At 52.5% G+C, this 16,894-nt stretch carries 12 protein-coding genes; 3 read left to right on the forward strand and 9 right to left on the reverse strand.

Annotation, left to right across the window (positions count from 1 at the left end):
- Nucleotides 1-7 precede the first annotated feature (7 nt).
- From AB1L42_RS02155 to AB1L42_RS02170, 4 genes are all read right to left on the reverse strand, one after another.
- Nucleotides 8-838 (reverse strand): DUF1853 family protein, encoded by an 831-nt coding sequence (locus AB1L42_RS02155; protein ID WP_367050676.1) that lies wholly within the window; start codon nt 836-838, stop codon nt 8-10.
- A gap of 35 nt (nt 839-873) precedes the next feature.
- Complete coding sequence (locus AB1L42_RS02160) at nt 874-2,679, reverse strand: adenylate/guanylate cyclase domain-containing protein (RefSeq protein WP_367050678.1); 1,806 nt, start codon at nt 2,677-2,679, stop codon at nt 874-876.
- Between the two features lie 7 nt (nt 2,680-2,686).
- On the reverse strand, nt 2,687-4,477 hold the full coding sequence (locus tag AB1L42_RS02165; protein ID WP_367050680.1) for a hypothetical protein: 1,791 nt from the start codon (nt 4,475-4,477) through the stop codon (nt 2,687-2,689).
- Between the two features lie 69 nt (nt 4,478-4,546).
- Nucleotides 4,547-6,169: a hypothetical protein gene (locus AB1L42_RS02170; protein ID WP_367050682.1), complete on the reverse strand. Its 1,623-nt coding sequence runs from the start codon at nt 6,167-6,169 to the stop codon at nt 4,547-4,549.
- A gap of 195 nt (nt 6,170-6,364) precedes the next feature.
- Here AB1L42_RS02170 and AB1L42_RS02175 point away from each other — a divergent pair, with 195 nt between their 5' ends.
- Both AB1L42_RS02175 and AB1L42_RS02180 read left to right on the forward strand, forming a co-directional pair.
- Nucleotides 6,365-7,978, forward strand: coding sequence for a protein kinase (locus tag AB1L42_RS02175; RefSeq protein ID WP_367050684.1), 1,614 nt, complete (start codon nt 6,365-6,367; stop codon nt 7,976-7,978).
- A gap of 343 nt (nt 7,979-8,321) precedes the next feature.
- A complete protein-coding gene (locus AB1L42_RS02180; protein ID WP_367050686.1) occupies nt 8,322-8,807 on the forward strand; it encodes a type VI secretion system tube protein Hcp in 486 nt (161 codons plus the stop codon).
- A gap of 222 nt (nt 8,808-9,029) precedes the next feature.
- Here the strand turns inward: AB1L42_RS02180 and AB1L42_RS02185 are convergent, their stop codons facing one another.
- The 5 genes from AB1L42_RS02185 to AB1L42_RS02205 form a co-directional block, all read right to left on the reverse strand.
- Nucleotides 9,030-10,757: a hypothetical protein gene (locus AB1L42_RS02185; RefSeq protein WP_367050688.1), complete on the reverse strand. Its 1,728-nt coding sequence runs from the start codon at nt 10,755-10,757 to the stop codon at nt 9,030-9,032.
- Between the two features lie 292 nt (nt 10,758-11,049).
- Nucleotides 11,050-12,597, reverse strand: coding sequence for a hypothetical protein (locus tag AB1L42_RS02190; protein ID WP_367050690.1), 1,548 nt, complete (start codon nt 12,595-12,597; stop codon nt 11,050-11,052).
- Nucleotides 12,598-12,627: 30 nt separating this feature from the next.
- A complete protein-coding gene (locus tag AB1L42_RS02195; protein ID WP_367050692.1) occupies nt 12,628-14,616 on the reverse strand; it encodes a multiheme c-type cytochrome in 1,989 nt (662 codons plus the stop codon).
- 234 nt (nt 14,617-14,850) lie between these two features.
- Nucleotides 14,851-15,585 carry a hypothetical protein gene (locus AB1L42_RS02200; protein WP_367050694.1) on the reverse strand — a complete coding sequence of 245 codons (735 nt, stop codon included), beginning with the start codon at nt 15,583-15,585 and terminating at the stop codon, nt 14,851-14,853.
- Nucleotides 15,582-15,929 (reverse strand): helix-turn-helix transcriptional regulator, encoded by a 348-nt coding sequence (locus AB1L42_RS02205; protein ID WP_367050696.1) that lies wholly within the window; start codon nt 15,927-15,929, stop codon nt 15,582-15,584. The genes AB1L42_RS02200 and AB1L42_RS02205 overlap by 4 nt, the downstream gene beginning before the upstream one ends.
- Before the next feature lie 449 nt (nt 15,930-16,378).
- Here AB1L42_RS02205 and AB1L42_RS02210 point away from each other — a divergent pair, with 449 nt between their 5' ends.
- Entirely contained in the window at nt 16,379-16,714 is a 336-nt protein-coding gene (locus AB1L42_RS02210) for an EF-hand domain-containing protein (RefSeq protein ID WP_367050698.1), read from the forward strand.
- The last annotated feature ends 180 nt before the right edge of the window (nt 16,715-16,894 follow it).

Genomic DNA, 16,894 nt, shown 5'->3' on the forward strand with positions numbered 1-16,894 from the left:
TTCTTTGTTATCGAGTGCCCGGCCAGTCGCGCGAAACGACAAACACACGGTCCAATTCGTGGCCGCCTGGATCGTTCAGTGATCGCACACTCCACAGTCGGGGAGTTCTGGTCTTAAGAAAGTGATCGTCCAGAAACTGGACCAACTCCGCCTGTGAATACTTCTTCTGATCAGGGCCAACCGGAATCGGACTCAGCCAGTACGGTTTCTCAATCTGGCAGTAACAGCAATTCGGAAAGAGTTCCTGCAGAAGATCGAGTTCATCCTCGTAAACCCAGGTTCCCTGTAGCAGATTGTCGCTCATGTACTTCGGGCGTTGAGCGGGAAGAGCGTCACTTGGATGGATGAAAATCCGGCCCTTCATGAATGCGAATGTGTGTGTTACCTCGGGAAAGTGCTTCTTTCCCAATTGAAGTTGATGGCCAAACAGTCGTGACGTTTTCTTTTCAAAGTTGTCCGCCGAATTCGGACCGATGAAATGGCTTTGATCGTCGCTGACAAACGGTGCATACAGGTAGAACTTGACCGCGGTCTCGCAATGCACGACGTCACCACTCGGAGTACGATAAATGAAGTCGACTTCTCCAATTGTTCGAATCCCATCACTCAACTGCTTCTGCTGATGAATCAGTTCAATGTCGCTGCGTGAACGAAGCCAGCAAGCGATCAGTTCTTCAAAATAGCGGCCGACGCGTCTCGGAGTCTTGGCAATGCTGTAGGTGTCCGTCTCGGCAATCGCAGCAGGGCCAAACTCTTCGGGAATCGGAGTTTTCAGAAGTGAAGGGCTGTTCAGAATCCAATCCAAGTCACGGAGCATCTGATAAGTCAAGGATTGCATTTGCGTTCAATTGGAATGCGTGATAAGAATTTCACTCACTTCGCCGGAAGTACCCAGACCGGGTGTTCGGCTTCGGCTCCGTTGATCATCGAGTGAACCGTGCGAGAGAGAAGGACGAGAGAGGGACCATCATTCGGAAATGATTGGAGCAGACCAGTCAGCGAGTTCGCTGCTTTCGTGAAATCCTTCTGCTCAAAGGCAGCAAGTGCGGTTTCGTAGCCAGCGACGAGTTCCGGATCGCAACTGCTCCCAGCCAGTTCATAAAGCGGAACAGGTTCGTCGATATTGACCACTTTCACCTGACACAAACGACGTCGCGAGATATCTGCATCAACGAGGCGAGACGTTTCTCCAGAGATCAAAGCTGGTGTGCGCAAATACTTTGTCGCTCCTTCCAACCGGCTGGCGAGATTGACGGTCGTGCCGAGAGGGCTGTACTTGAATTTGAAGTTCGACCCCGTATTCCCGGCGCGAACTTGGCCCGAATTGATTCCGATTCCCACTTCGAGCGGTTCGCCGAGTGTCTCGCTCCATCTGCGTTCGATTTCCGGAAGTGACGACAACATGTCAATCGCTGCACGGCACGCGAGGCTCGCATGATCAGTTTGTGGCTTGGGTGCTCCCCACATCGCCATCAATTCGTCGCCGATATAATCAACGAGCACGCCGTCATGGCGGTTCACGCACAACGACAGGACTTCCATCACGTCGTTGATCCACTGGAAGGTTTGCTTGGTTCCGATTCGTTCTGAAATCCGGCTAAATCGGCGAATGTCACAAAATAAGACCGTAACATCGGCGTCCCGACCGTCGATCAGTGTCGGGTTAAGTTCGAGTTCCTCGGCAAGTTTCTTGGTGAAGTATTGCTCGAACTGCAACTTCATATTGATGGCACGAACTTCCTGTTCGATTCGCGAGAGCCCTGACGAAACTCCGCACGACAGAAGTTCCATGAGCCGAGCCTGAACTCGACTGATCACTTCCGGTCCGGATTCGAGCCGCTTTCGTTGGCACTCTCCGTACAAAGCACCGATGACTTCTCCATCGATGTTCAGAACAGGAGCTGCAATCACGCCTTCGACATTGGTCGACGTTTTCGAAGCATCAAAAGCTGTCGAGTCCCAAAACGTTTGTTTGCCAGCATGGACTTTCCAAAGCACGCTTTCGCTGATCCGCCATGGTTGCTGAACCGACTCTGTCCAGTTCGGAATCCATTTCCCATCGCGTAACATGACGACCACAGCCCGATTCATGCCGACCATTGTGCGGGCACCCTGGACCGCGCTTTTGAACAATTGTTCCTGCGTCCTCGCTGATTGGAAGACATCCATCGCTGCCTGCAGCAACTGAACGAGTTGTTCGACGTCGCTTCCAGCCAGATCGAGTTGGTCAATCGACTTGGCAACAAACTGATCAAGATGCTGCCCCGGCGCACATGTCGCCAAACCCAGACTTTGAAGCGTATTCGCAGAAGATGGACCGCCGATCAGAATTCGATGATTGGAAGGCAGAACGACTTCGACGGGAATAGGAAGCGTTTGTTCAGATTCTGGATCGAGTTCTCCTCGCCCCGTCACTTCAACGGGAACGATCGGGCTCAGATTGTGAAGTCGCACGAGTCCATCAGCAACTTCTTCGATGAGAAGCTGTCGTCGTCCGATACGCGTTTCGGCCAAAGGAGCCAGGACGAGTCGCGGTCCTTGCTGTTCCGAACCGGAATTCACTTGAAGAAGTGCAATGTCCGTCTCGTGGTGCTGCTGACGACCGAGTTCGAGCGCATCATCGAGCGCTCCGGTGAAGACCGGTCGATCGTGATAGAAAATTTGGAGAGGAATGGACATTGGTTCGCTAGTTCCCGTGATCGTGAATCGCGTCCGCGATTGACTGCAGGGAATAGATTTTTACCTTCGCTGTTCGGTCATCAAAGAGTGGAGCGACACTTTTCAGTTTTTCCGGCAGAACTGCATTCTTGATGACGACGTAATCGACGTCCACACCTTTCAGAAAATCGCAACTCGCATCATTCGGAAATCGTCTCATCGTTGCCCGCAGATTGCGATGCTGTTGCGGGAAGAAACCCGAGTAACCGTCAGGCATTCGTCGATCATGTTCGAGTGCCAGAAGCATCCAGCGAGTGGTCTCAATAAAGTCGGATGTTTTGCCTCCCGTTGCGAACGGAACGCATGCGACAACTGCATCCGCTGGCGTTTCTGTCTCAATCCATTGCACCCATTGCTCGTTGATTTCCGAATTCGGAGGCTTCGCCCAGATGCAGTGTTTGGGCCAGGTTTCAATCACCGAAATCCCAGCGACAACAACGACGACTCCCAAACCAAGTCGACGCCACCATTTTCGTCGCAGTTCCGACGGGTCGGCATCGCGAGCGGAAAAACACCTCCACCATACATCGACGCCGATGGTCGCCAACAGAACGACAGCGATTTGAACAATGACTCCGAATCGATACGGGCTGCGAATCAGCTGCAAACCAGGAATCCAGTCCATAAACAGTTCGTAATGGTGCCAATTTCCCCAATGAATTGTCGGACCAAGTGAGAGCAGACCAGCGACTCCTCCCCAAAGCAGCAGGAACGACGTCCACTTTCGGCGCGAACGAACAACACTTCCAGCGACGAGACCAGTCGCTGCCAACACCATCATCAATGTTCCACAGCCAACATCTCGTCGGTATCGAACTTCATAGCCGAGAAGAGGGCCAAGTTCGGTCCAGAGGAATCGCCGTTCACTTGTGAACAGATAATCGGTCTCGTCGGCTGACAAGCTGGAGATCAATTGGAGACGTCTCGGTTCGGACATCGGCTCAAGCCAGCGGCATTGAGCCCACAAGAAAGGACTGACGATGGTTAATGCAACCACCGCGGCACACATCATCCCGATCCAGGTCGACCGGAACAGCAACTTCCGCCACAGGTAAACCACAAAACAAGGTGACAGAATCACCATGAACAGGCCGTAGTAATGACATGCGAGATAGCAGATTCCCAAAGCCAGTCCGAACGTCGAGCCAGAGAGGGGAGTGGAGTTCTTTTCGAATTCGATCAGGGTCCAGAGAATTAAAAGGATCGACCAGACCGCCCCGAGTTGAATCACTCCCAGTTGTAGATGGACAAAAGGCAGAGTGAGAAAAGCCAGCCCGCAGAAGATCTGACTGACGAGCGAATATCCAAGGCTAGCGGCGATGCGCCGACCGAGAAAAGCGTTGGCACCAAGAGTGAGCAAAATGAAAATGTTGTACGCGAAGCACAAAGAAAACAGCCAGGCGAACGGAGCGACAACGAGACTTGTCGGCTGCATCTCCGAGAAAGTGAATGTCCCCTGAAGCGGATGGAAAATTGGCGCGTGCCAGTACCCGCGAAAACCTCGCTGGAGCGATTCCGCATTCCAGCCCACGGTCCACATGTTGAAGAAAGAAACGGTCGGATCACGTTCCCATCCGGTCGGAATCTTCTCGCCGTATTCCCAACAATGTCCGAGGACGGTAATCGCAGCAAGCAGGCTCCACGCGAACCACTCGAGGATCCCGATGATTCCATTGAGTAGACGCCGACGCACCTTCGTCAGTCGAGAAGACTCTTGCGGTCTTTGGAGAGGTTTCCTGTTGCCAATGATTCCAGACACGCAATTCTCAAGAACGTGAAGTCACAAGTTTCCCCTCGCCAAACCTCAAGATTCGGTGCCAAACAACATTCAACTTTGCAGCGCCTCTCGAGTCCGTTCAACGAGGTTACTCATCGAGTCCCCAGATCCTTTCAAGTTGAAGACGCTCAACGCCAGAAAATCGTTTCGCCATTCCGGGCTCACTGAATTGAAGTCTTCGAGGACTGCCGAACTGTACTTATAGTCGTGAGTATTTCGTCCTCGCAAGAAAACTTGCCGGCGAGCTTCATCAATCAGTTCGTACGGGTTATTTCCGCCGTTGAGATAGTCTCTGACCTGAATGGAAGCTTTCATTTTGTCGCGGGAAATGTTTTCGCTGAGTTCCGAAAGTTCGTTCGTGGGAGTATCCGACCGCTCTTTCCACTGTGCGAAGGAAAGCTGTTTCAGACTGCCGCGACCTTCAGCAGCACCGCGAAACAGTGGGTTGAACGCACAGGCTTGAAGGACGAGTCGTTTTCGCAAATTCTCGTCGCGAGTCTGTTGATAGATGAAATGGACCGCGTTGGCAGTTGTCAGCCCATGCAATCCAACGATTCCCGGTTGACGCATCAACAGTTCTCCTGCCGACACAAAGACGGCATCCCAGATCGACTGTGGATTCACTCCGTCGACAATCGCCTGTTGAGCCGCTTTGGAGACATCGCCAGCGGAATCTCGATGCATCGCAGCGATCAGATCGCGCGTCGCTGTGCTGTTCAATTCTCCGGATTGCCACTCGATTGGAATTTCTCCCGCGAGCGGATCGTTCGTGCGCCATGGTCGGTCAGCTTCGTAATCATGCTGCGAGGGATCGCCGTCACCTTCATGGTTAAGAATCGCGAAGGTCAGTGATCGAAGCACCGGTTCTGCATTCTGCCAGCCAATGACTTGTAGGGTCCGCCAAGCGTTCGCCAGAAAAATTGCTTTGTGTCCAATCGAACGAAAATCTCTCGCTGCATAATTTGCGTAGAGGTCGAATAATTCGTTGCTTCCGCTGGAACGGACGAGAGCAGCGGTAGCCACGTCCGCCTGTTCTACATCCCAACGTTCCATCGCATCGACGAACAGAGATCGAGCCTGTTCAGGTGCCGGGACGCGTGCTTCGTCGACCGCTTGCATCTGCCAGCCACTTTGGCGGGCTTCGTCTGCCTGTGCCGACTTGAAGTAATCAAGAGCCCAGAAAATCGGCAGCCATCGATCCTCATCCGGACCATGCAAGCTGGCGAGGTGACACGAATTGACGACGAGAACTGTATGAAACTTGAAGCCGACGGACGGACGGGGCTGAACATTTCGAACCCCGGCTAGCAACAACGCAGAAAGCACTTCCTGATATGACGTTCCAGAACGGATTTTCTCGGCGACTTTCTCCAGAAGCTGTCCGCGGTCGGTTGTTTCAATCAATTCGACGAGGGGCTCAATTTGTCCTTTGTAGATGACGCGGCCGGTTTCCAAGCTCGCTTCCGCACGAGACACTCGTGGCAACACACCGAAAAACGATAACCCTGCGGCTCCGAGAACAGCTCCACTTGATTGAACTAGAAACTGTCGTCGATCGGAGTTTGATTGAAAATGAACCATGCTCATCTCCCGGAGTTTAAAGGGTTGGATCATCGACGCCTGCCGATACATCCACCAACTTTGATCGTACACAGATTTTACTTGTTTTCCCATGATCGAACTGACTTCAAGTCAAAGATCTCGGTCGACGGGCTCAAACTTTCGGTCGGTTTCAGGGAATTTTTCTTACGCTCGACCGTCCTATGAATCTCAGGTCAGTCGAGGTTTTCCGTTGAACGGATTCCTGCAATAATCGACTTTTGGTGTAGACGATCTGATATTCTCGTGACCTGATTGGTGCGAAGTCGGATGTTTGAAGAGGCTGACGAGACGATTTCCCTGACGATGATGCAAGAACTCCTGCTGGAATTGCAGGACTATTGTGATTCGGGAAAAGACTTTTCGATCATGCAGATGGTCGAATCGCGGACCGTGCTGAGCAATCCGCGTGAACTGCTCACTGATCTCGTTCGACACCATTACTCCATGCTGAAAGAGCGGCAGCCCGATCTATCAATTGAAGACTACGGTTCCCTCTTTCCGGATCATGCTCCGTGGTCAGGCAAACTGGCAGGTTTGTCGGGTTCCTCGATGGAATCTCAGCTGGACCGAGAGCGTTCAGAAGCTGTTTCGATTCCTCTCTCTGGTTCGGATGAAGGCGTCACAGATTTCGCCTGCGGCCCGCTCGAAGATCTTCCTGCACTGATGCAATCCGCTCTTTACGAGAGAATGCATCGCATCAAATTCAAGGCAGGGGATTTCGTGATTCGGGAAGGGACTCACGGAGACTGCCTGCTCGTTTGTGTCGACGGAGCAGCGACGGTGTCGATCTCATCGACCGACGCGAACCCAATCGAACTCGGCAGTATTTTTCCCGGACATGTTTTCGGAGAAATGGCGCTCATGGGGACGCCAACGCGAACAGCATCGGTTGTCGCCGACAGCGACATGACCGTCTTGAGTCTCAGTAGTTCTGACTTTCACGAACTGTGTCAGCGACACCCTGAGTTTTCCAACGTCATGACGATGATCGTGGCCGACAGGCTTGGCCGTCGCAGCCATGATGCACTTTCGACCGTCACGCTCGAAGGATACAAAATCAATCGACGTCTTGGCCGAGGCGGAATGGCGGTCGTGTACGATGCCTTTCAGCTGGAATCCAACCGTCGCGTCGCACTGAAGATGATGAGTCATCGTCTGGCGATTGATGCGAATGCCCGGGACTGGTTTATCCGCGAAGCGGAGATCATCGAGCGTTTTCATCATCCGGGAATTCCGATCCTGTACGAACGATTCGATGCGTTCGCGACATCTTTTATCGCGATGGAGTTTCTGGAAGGATGTTCGCTTTCCGACGTCGCCCGAATTGTTGGTCCGCTGGACGAAGAAAGCGTTCTCCGCATTCTCGCGCAACTCGCTGATGCACTGAGCTACGCACATCAGGAGCAGATTGTCCACCGCGACATCAAGCCGTCGAATTGCATGCTCGCTCCTTCGGGAAGGGTGAAGTTGATGGACTTTGGGCTTTCGCTGCCGATCTTTCGTGGAGACGACGATCGCCCCATCGCAGCGGGTACGCCGGCATACATTTCTCCGGAGCAGATGCGGGGACAGATTTGCCCAGCTGCGGACTGGTTCTCGCTTGGCCTCGTCGGATTTGAACTCGCAACCGGAAAGAAGGCTTTCCGTCCCAAGAATATGCTTCAGCTCAGTCGACAATACTTCGATTACAAACCGGAGCAGTTGCTGGAGGCTCTGCCTTCACAATTCGGTGATCTGTGCGCCGTCCTGAAGATGATGTTGTCGCTGGATGTCGACGCTCGCGGGAAAGCTGTTGATCATCTTACTGACTTCCGGAAACCGGTCGATGTCGAGCAGTGGTCCTGCTTCCAGGACGATGTCCGTCCGAGCCAAGACGCTTAATTTGCTGGGAAACTGATTCAGCCTCTGACGATCGCCTAGAATCTCTCAGATCTTCGCTTCTCCCTACGTGTGAAATGCTGTCGAGGAAAGAGCTTTCTCTTCGAAAGAAATAGCGTAGGGTGCTTTCCAGACTGGGCCAAAACGACGTAAACCGCTGACTTCAAAAGAGTTGAAGCCGAACAAGCAATCTTTCGGAATTCTTTTTCGAAAATCACGCAACCCTTCCGGGGAAACTCCGAGAATAGGGGTGTCAGCATCAAGCGGGCAACAAAAAACTGGACGCAAACGCGATCCATTGTTCTTGAATCACTCACCTTTTCACTTTCACTCAGGAGACGTTCACATGGCTGCTTTCATGAAACTTGGCGACATCAAAGGCGAAGCAACAGACAACGATCACAAAGATTGGATTATCATTCAGTCGATGAGTTCACCGATCTATCGCTCGATCCCAGAAGGTGCCAAAGACTCTCAGCGAACAAAAGGGGAAACCACCCTCGGAGACGTTGTTGTCGTTCGCGAACTCGACAAGTCATCCACCAAACTTCAGGAAGCTTGTGCGAACGGAACCTTCTTCAGTGAAGTGGACATTCACTTCTGTACGACCGTCAAGAACAAGCAGGAACCTTACCTGACTTACAAACTCAAAGACGTCGTCGTCACAAGCTACGGATTCCACGGAAACGCTGCCGGTGATCCACTTCCAAGCGAAGAAATCACACTCGGATACACCGAAGTCGAATGGACCTACATCACTGTCGATCCAAAGACTGGCGACAAGAAGGGCAACGTCCCTGCGAAGTACAACCCAGGAAAAGGAGCTTCGTAACCAGCCGACTTCAAACGGCAACTGGTCGCATTACACAACTGCCTAACTTGAGCACCCTGAGAGATGATCTGCAGCGACTCGCAAGAGTCAATGTTTCAGACATCGTGAAAGACAAGTTCAGGCGAGTGCAGCGACAAGAGCGAATTGCTCAATTGTCGATTGAATGGTTCGAAGACTTCGATCACTCCCGGAAGCGTGAGCAATCATGTTTCTGGGAGTTTTCTATTTGCTGGTCTGCAAAGTCACTCGGTGGAAACGGTATCGACAATCATAAGTGCCGAGGAAAAGGGAGCTCTGGTCGGGAGTCCGCCAATAATCACTCAAGCTCAGATCCGTTGCTTTTCCGCTCCATTCAACGACGGGGACGCCATCGACTGAAACCGAAACTGCGTCGTCGGTCACCGTCAAAACGATCTGTGAGAGTTGCCCGGTCTTGAACAGTGCGCGATTCACCGTCGTGAAGTTGCCCACGTTTTTTCCATCGACATTTTCTAAGGCAGAAAGCGATTGGTCTCCCTGAGCGTAGTTGAGCAACGTCACAAAACGTGACTCTCCCATCCGACTCCCAAGAATCAGCCCATTCGGAGCATCGAGCGGCTCAACGATCGCAATCAATCGATAAGGCCCGGAAACTTTTCCCGGAAGTTCGATCTTGGCTCCATACATTTTCGGAGAGACAATTCGGTTGCCTTCCTCGACTGTCCAATCTCCCTGCTTCCAAACTTCAGCGAGATCAAGTGCTTCCAACTGATCACTCTCGGCTTTTACCGAGAACGAACTGCTTTCTCGTGGTTTTTGAGCGGCTTCATCCGAGAGAACGGACCGATGGTTGAGAGAAGCGATTTCCTGCGGTGCGCCGACTTGGAAATATCCCCACAATTCTTCGGATTGCCCATCCTCAAGAGTCACGTTTACGCGATAGCTGACCGGAGTCTTCCGATCGAATCGCCCGAGCGAAATCGAGGTCAAATCTGTGCGTGATTCATCTCGAAAACTCGCTGTCGACTCCAACCACGGTCCGCGGACATCGGTTTGAACTTCCGCGACGCAGGACTGCACAACCGCATCACTGGGAAGATCGAGTTTCAGAAAAACTTCATCCCCCGATTTAGGTTCGAGTGGATTCGGGATAGCCCGAAACTGTCGGAACAAATTGTCTTCGCTGTTCTCTTCCTTCGACTCGTTTGGCTGCCATCCCAGGCGGAGTTTTTGATCTTTGTCGAGCCATGATTCACTGATCCAGCCGCGATACTGACCGAAGCTCATCACCGACCCGTTGCCTGGTTCCGGGTGCGGAAGTCCAATCGTGTGTCCGACGCCTTCGTGATAGACGACACAATCACTTCCTCGATAGGGGACGCGCCAACCGTCGGCGCTCACCAGTCCCCAACCTTTGCCTTCGCGAGAGAGGTAAGTCGCTCGTGCCCCTCCGGAAGTTGCACCCGGGAAGTGTTGCGAATCAATCAATTGGCCTTCAAATTCCAGCCCGTTGTCGGTTTGTCGAAGGCGATAGAAATCGTCGAGTGGCCTCCAGTTGATCTCCGACAGGACGAGCACAATGGGAAACGCATCCGAGTCGCTTTCGTCCCAGTCGAAACTCGCATCAACTTCCCGCAGCGTTCGGAAAAAGATGGCATCTCCATCGCCGACTCGAAGCTGTTGAGTCGACATCTTCGAGACGAAAGGCTCTGCTTCCACAGTCGTGGTCAGCACCGATTGTCCGTCGTACTCCTGTGCGTGGAACTGTTCAATTCGCTGGCAGAAATAGTCGACGCGACGTCTCCAATCCGTGAGAGGCTGCCGGTCGTTGGGGACGAAGTAAACGACACGGACATCGATTTTCTCGATCGAATGACGGCTATCCCACGTTCGGACTTCTCCCCAGACCAGATTCACGAACGTATTCGCGATTAAAAAGGCCAGCAGTCCCCATTGACGTCGTCCGAACATCTTCAGCTACTCCACAAGTCATTCAGAAAGCCAGCCGAAAGTTTCGTTCTAATACGAATAAGAGCGCTCACTAGCTCCCGACTTGCAGGCTTCGAGTTCGCTTTAAGCTAATTCATCAGCCCGCATTTCTGCAGCCGCTAAGAAGTGAAAAACGGCGAAAAGCCCTGTTCTGTCACTCCACGTATCTGACGACGCTTGCGCTGAGATTCAAAGAGCTGCACCGGACATGAAGCTGAAGCCAGTTGTCTGATTGATCTGAAATGATCAAGGAGAGTCTTCAAAGCATGCCGCGTTAGAATATGACAGTCGTCGAAGCGAACAGTCCTTCGCGTCGGAGAGCGGGATTTGTTGACCAGTTTTTGATGCCGCGAAGCTCGAAGAACATGCGAGCCGTCATTTTTCGGCGGTATCGTAGTCCCGCTCCATAAATTGGATCAGAAGCTTGCGACTCGAACGCGAACTCAGGGATGATCGCTTCATCCTGATTGTTTCGGAAGAACTCGACACCCGCAGCGACTCCGTAACGTTCCACAGGCGGACTTCCGGCAGCGATGTTGAACAACGGGTTAACCGCAAACGCGTTGCGGATTCGGTCGAGATTTCCGCCTGCAATCGTCACCCAGTTTTCGCTTGCGTAGAACAGGTTGAGGTAACTCACTGCGAGATCGACCCCGGTCAGGTGTTCAATCGTGTGGCCCATCGAGCGGGTCATGTTCGACTCGAGAACCTGGAAATAGCCATCACCACCAGCGTTTTGATCACCCAGCCGATACATCGTTCGAGCAGCCAGACTGATCGGGCCGAAGAATTTTGTTCCGCTCAATGCAAAGTAGTGTGCCCGAAATTCCTCTTCTCGATTGCGAAATAGCGAAACATACTCCGCTTCAAAGAACGAAGTACGATAGTCCGCAGTCACAGCAACACCAGCCAAATCGCTACTCGCGGGGTACGAATCGACTTCGTCCAGCGCATAGAATCCCTGGATGTTCACGTTGCTAAAGCCAAGCGAAAGAATGTTGTTCTTCGCGACTGCAAGCCCGGTGATTTCATCATCCATCAACAACCCGTTCTGAAGTCGGAACGGGAATCGTCCAATGGTGAAGTTGATGTCGAGCTGATGACGCTCATCACCCAGCCACGGCCCGAACAGGCTTTGCAACTCTCCTTCGAACCACCAGCGTTGCGGGACTCCTGTCGAGTTGTCGATGTACTCCGTCGGAGAATTTAATCTCCAAAACGATCCGCCCGAGTTATCTTTCCCGAGTGGTCGGAACTGAACATGAAACCGCTCGGTGCCCGTCAATCTTAAGTCGAGATCGATGAAGAGTTGGTGACCGATTCCATTCTGTTCGGTGCCACCCTGGTCAAAGACAGCTCCGAAAACCTCGTATGCTCCATGACCGACAAATCGTGGCTCCCACATATTGGGATTCGAACCAAACCAACTCCAGTCAGGACTCCACTCAACGATTCCCGGACCCAGGTATTCATGAGGGCGCGAACACCAAGGCTGAGGTTCTTCCCAGCATTCATCAAGTCGCAAATTTTGGGAGTGACTGCCTTCACACACCGGAGCGACAGCATTGAGATAGTCACTCGAGTAGTACATGTGAGCCCCACCATGGGTCAGAAGCTCTTCCTCCAGCGGAGGCAACTCGACGAGTTGTTCCCCTTCGTAGTACATGATCGGAAGGTCAGAATCTGTCGGTTCCGGAGGAACATCGTCGAGGTACAAAAAGCCAGCAGTTTTCTTGTCTTCAGCAGCGCATGGGTGACCGTTCGTCATGCCGAACATGACGATCAAGAAAGAGGTGCAGAGAACTCGACTGCGCTGAAACATTCTGTTGTCAATTCAAGGGATGGATATCACTCAACGAACGTCGATCACACTCTCGTATTCATCAATCACAACGGTCTCAATGAGATGCTTCAAATGTGGAATCCCAATCTTGTCGAACAGGGCAGGGGGAAGATTTCGGTAATTCAAACGCACGCGTAAGCGGTGTGGCCCTGCGCAGTCTCCTAAGCGTATCGGATACGTGTTCCCCATCGTGTCGAGTGGAGGCAAACTCGCCTTCGCAACTCGAAAATCTGCCGGGCGACCAAACGACTGGGCTGGAGCCGGATTGGGACGAACAACATTAATCGGCGTCAAATCTCGATTGACCGGGATGATGACGGAACGTTCGGTCCCCTGAACGGTAAGCAGCGTGAATTTGCTCTGAAAATTCAACAGATGGCGATCCCAGTGAAGGTGCCCCGCTTCGACTTCGTGGCTATGTTCGTCACGAAGATCTCCGTTGGAGTCCAGATCGCCGGACGAGAACACTGTGCGTCCAAGCGGATCGACGAGAATCAGTTCGACCCAAACTTGGCGCTCGGCAGTGAATCCCGTCGGGAAGTTATGACCGGCCGTTTTGCTGACGACGTCAACGTGGACTTTCATTTTTCGATGTCGGTTTGCTTCTCGCGGATGCTCGACGCGAATTTCGGCCGCATTCTTGAGAAGTTCGAATCGAAGATTTCGGGCTTTGGCAAGTTGCTTACGGTTCTGCACGCGCAGATGTGTCAATGTTTCCCGTTGATGCGGCGTAAGATTCTTTGTGTCCCGGTAGTCTGTTTCGTACATCCAATCGAGTTTGTACGGAAACTCTGTATCGGGGAGCATCGAATAGTCCGGCCCGACAAATGAGTGATTGGAGAGAGGTCGATCTGGCAACATGTCAGGATCGATGCCCGGGACGACAGCCACTTTTCCGAATGGCCGGTCACAAGCTTTCACCGGAACTCCCGGGATCGGGCCCATGTGGCAATCTTGACAAGAGATTCCCTGTTTTGCAGCCGGGCTGTTTTGCCATTCGCTGAAGGCTTCTTCAAGCCGCACACCAACGGGATTCGTGACGTCGTGACAGGAGCCACAGAACGACGATTTCGTGAGATGGGCTGCCTCTTCCGCGGGGTGTCCTGATCCATCTGGATCAACTGAATCCTTGAACGGACCGTACATGCAGCCGTCTCTGAGCAACCCGGGAGTGACCGGAAGTCGACCGCTCGCTTTGTAGAATGGTTTTTCGAGTCGATGACAGACGACGCAAGTGACGCCTTCCATGGAAATTCGCGACCGATGCACATTCCTCATCGATGCGTCTTCGCCGATGGAGACCCCGATCGGCGTATGGCATCGCGTACAGAACGTGCCAATCGTTCCGCCGGTTCGCTCGACCATCGTCAACGTGAAGGCTTCGAACACGGGGCTATGCTGAGCGTATGCATGCATGGACCGGGACCACTCCTCGTACTGCCGAGGATGGCACTGAGCACATTCACGAGCGGAGACGAAATCGGTCTCGAGAAGTGGACTCGTATCGCAAGTTGGCGGAAGCACGTATTCGAGCGCTCCCGATTCGATCCAACGATGAAGCGTTTCCAGTTGCCCTTTGGAGAGCCATTCGCCCTTGTCATCAGGCGGCATGTCCGGACGTTCCGGAGCATCGGAATCAGGATCGAAAGCGTGGTTCCAGTTCACGTACTTCCAGAGCAGCGACTCTTCAGGAAGTCCGGGGATGACAATCGGCTCCCCGCTGAACTCACCATCAGCCATGACGGCTTCGTATGTCGAAAAGTCATGCTGTCCGGAGTTGGGACGATGACACCCGCTGCACTTTGTTCTGAGAACCCAATGGACTTCGAGCCAGTCTTTGTTGTAGGGCAGGGTGTTGTCGCGCACGACCGGCGGTGCGGCTTCCGCAGAATCTTCGATCGACTCTCCGGTTACCAGAAACGAAATCCCCAGCCAGCCAGCGACCAACAGCAACACGGTCCAGCGGTGGCCACGAATCCTCTTCGCTGGCCGATCCACAGTCGGATCGGTCGCAGGTTGAGTGCAGACTGAGCGCGCAGGCTCATTTGTTGAGTCGCTTTTCATACCCCCCAACGCCATCAAAATCCGTTTCGAAAGGCGTTCGCAGCAGAATCCGCAGATTCGGCTCATTCACCAGACACAACGCTAGTGACCTTCCTTATCATCGGACTGTGCGGGCTTTGGGGTACAGCAAGTTCACTCAGACAAGCGAATCATTTGCTGAGTTCAGGCTCAGATTTCGAGCTCGTGCCACTGCGAGAGCTGACTTAACTCGTTTCTGAACAAGTAGATAACGACAGAAAACATCCCAGCGGCCCCAAGGAACGCTGTTCCCATAAGTGGAAAGAGATACAAGGGCTGTTCCCAATTGCTGAAAATCTTTCCGCCAAACAACAAAACCGCTTCAGCGACCGCCGCGACCACTCCAAACAGAGTCGCTCCGCGAAAGAGTTCCCACTTCGACAATTCTCCGACAGGACGATCGACTAACGGTTGCGCGATGAGCAGGACGACAAACGTCACCGAAGCTGCTGTCAGCGACAGAATCAGGAAATATGGGGCGATCAGCCAAGCGGACTCACGAACAGCAGACAGCCTCAAGACAGCGAGAAGCAGAATGAGGACCCACTGAACGAGAAACACAGCTCCGATTTGAACAGAATTCCGAACCGCGAACGAGAGAGGGGGTTCCCCAGGACGGCGCGAAAACAATGCATCGAGTCGCGCCACCCATTGAAGTGGTTTCGAAATCCCGGATTGCAGTTGTGTTCTAATTTCATCGAGATCACCGAACCGGGCCAGTGAGCGCTCAAGTGCTTTCGTTTCGTCCTGAGTCGCGGCGAACTCTTCCTGATAGATCTGTTCCAGATGCGAATAGAGTTCGTTTCGCATTCTCATTTTGCTAGTCATCGCTGCGTGGATCGGACGAACAACTCGTTCGACTGGAATCATTAACGAAGGATTCATGCGACACCTCCCACGATTGGACCGATTGTTTCGACGAACGACTTCCACTGAGCGCGACCGGCGTTCAATTGCCGTTCACCCCGTTTGGTCAATTGATAAATCTTCCTTCGCGGGCCGCGTCGACCGGTGGTCTCCTTCTCCCACTTCGAACGAATCAGCCCAGCATCTTCGAGGCGATATAGAACGGGATAAACTGTGCCTTCTTTCAGTTCAAGGGCCCCATTCCCGGCGGCACAAAGCCGCTTGACGACTTCGAACCCGTGAGCGGCTTCGGATTCGAGGATCGACAGAATCATCGTCTCCAAATGTCCACGGACTTGGTTGCCTTCAATCGGCGTCGACATTTGTCCCTCCTTTATTCCTAAAGAGACACTGAAAATCTTTCCAAGCATCTGTTGTTGGATGGGCGAGTGTGACTCGATCAAGATCGTGAAAGATATTCCGAACCACGACAATAACGATACCTCACAAAATACCTAGCGTCAACAAGTATATAGCCAGACTCATTGATTGCAGTCACAGCTCAGAACTGGTCTGAACCTGCGAGCGTACCCGAGAGGTTACAATGTCGATTCGCGATCGCTTGCAATATCAACGAAAGTGGATAGCATCAATCGATCATCGGACAGCCCGCAATCTCCAACTCTCAGCGCGTGGTTTCTTCTTTTTGGCTCGTCCATGTGACCGCTTGAATTTAGCGGTCGATCGCTGTTTCAACGTTTGAGATGTTCTACAAACGTTGCCTCTTTTCGTCTTGCAAGTTATCGCTCCACTTGTTTTGAAAGGTGTCCCGATGAGTCAATTGCGCCTCGCACTGCTGAGCCTGGTTTTCGTGGGTATTGCGACTTCGCTTTACGCGGCTGAAGAAAAGAAAGCCGACGCCAAGAAAGCTGATCCAGAAAAAGTCTTCAAACGACTCGACAAGAACGCAGACGGCAGTCTGACTTGGGAAGAGTTCAAAGTTCGTCCTTCGAAGACAGAAAAAACTGCTGAAGAGACCAAGAAGCAGGAAACACGGCTCAAAACACTCTTTGCCCGTATGGATCAGGACAAAGACAAGAAAGTGACTCTGGAAGAGTACAAGAAACCAGCACCAGCAAAGAAAAAGAAAAAAGCTGCCGCTGAGTAAGGTTCCGAGGTTAGGAATCAATCGAACTGCTTCCGATCTTCTGGATGCAATCCAATTGACAGCACTCTGCTACGACATTTCGGAGTCAGAGTGCTGTCGTTTTTTGTTTTCAGATTCCCTCCACATCGATCCATTGCCGAATCGACTCAGGCCGAAGTCGACTCGGGCTGAACTCGACTC

The sequence above is a fragment of the Thalassoglobus sp. JC818 genome, from assembly GCF_040717535.1.
GTDB lineage: Bacteria > Planctomycetota > Planctomycetia > Planctomycetales > Planctomycetaceae > Thalassoglobus.

What these genes read in the sequence shown, in the direction of transcription:
- AB1L42_RS02155 (WP_367050676.1), bottom strand. Translation starts at nt 838, where the DNA reads ATGCAATCCTTGACTTATCAGATGCTCCGTGACTTGGATTGGATTCTG.
- AB1L42_RS02160 (WP_367050678.1), bottom strand. Translation starts at nt 2,679, where the DNA reads ATGTCCATTCCTCTCCAAATTTTCTATCACGATCGACCGGTCTTCACC.
- AB1L42_RS02170 (WP_367050682.1), bottom strand. Translation starts at nt 6,169, where the DNA reads ATGGGAAAACAAGTAAAATCTGTGTACGATCAAAGTTGGTGGATGTAT.
- AB1L42_RS02175 (WP_367050684.1), top strand. Translation starts at nt 6,365, where the DNA reads ATGTTTGAAGAGGCTGACGAGACGATTTCCCTGACGATGATGCAAGAA.
- AB1L42_RS02180 (WP_367050686.1), top strand. Translation starts at nt 8,322, where the DNA reads ATGGCTGCTTTCATGAAACTTGGCGACATCAAAGGCGAAGCAACAGAC.
- AB1L42_RS02185 (WP_367050688.1), bottom strand. Translation starts at nt 10,757, where the DNA reads ATGTTCGGACGACGTCAATGGGGACTGCTGGCCTTTTTAATCGCGAAT.
- AB1L42_RS02190 (WP_367050690.1), bottom strand. Translation starts at nt 12,597, where the DNA reads ATGTTTCAGCGCAGTCGAGTTCTCTGCACCTCTTTCTTGATCGTCATG.
- AB1L42_RS02200 (WP_367050694.1), bottom strand. Translation starts at nt 15,585, where the DNA reads ATGAATCCTTCGTTAATGATTCCAGTCGAACGAGTTGTTCGTCCGATC.
- AB1L42_RS02205 (WP_367050696.1), bottom strand. Translation starts at nt 15,929, where the DNA reads ATGTCGACGCCGATTGAAGGCAACCAAGTCCGTGGACATTTGGAGACG.
- AB1L42_RS02210 (WP_367050698.1), top strand. Translation starts at nt 16,379, where the DNA reads ATGAGTCAATTGCGCCTCGCACTGCTGAGCCTGGTTTTCGTGGGTATT.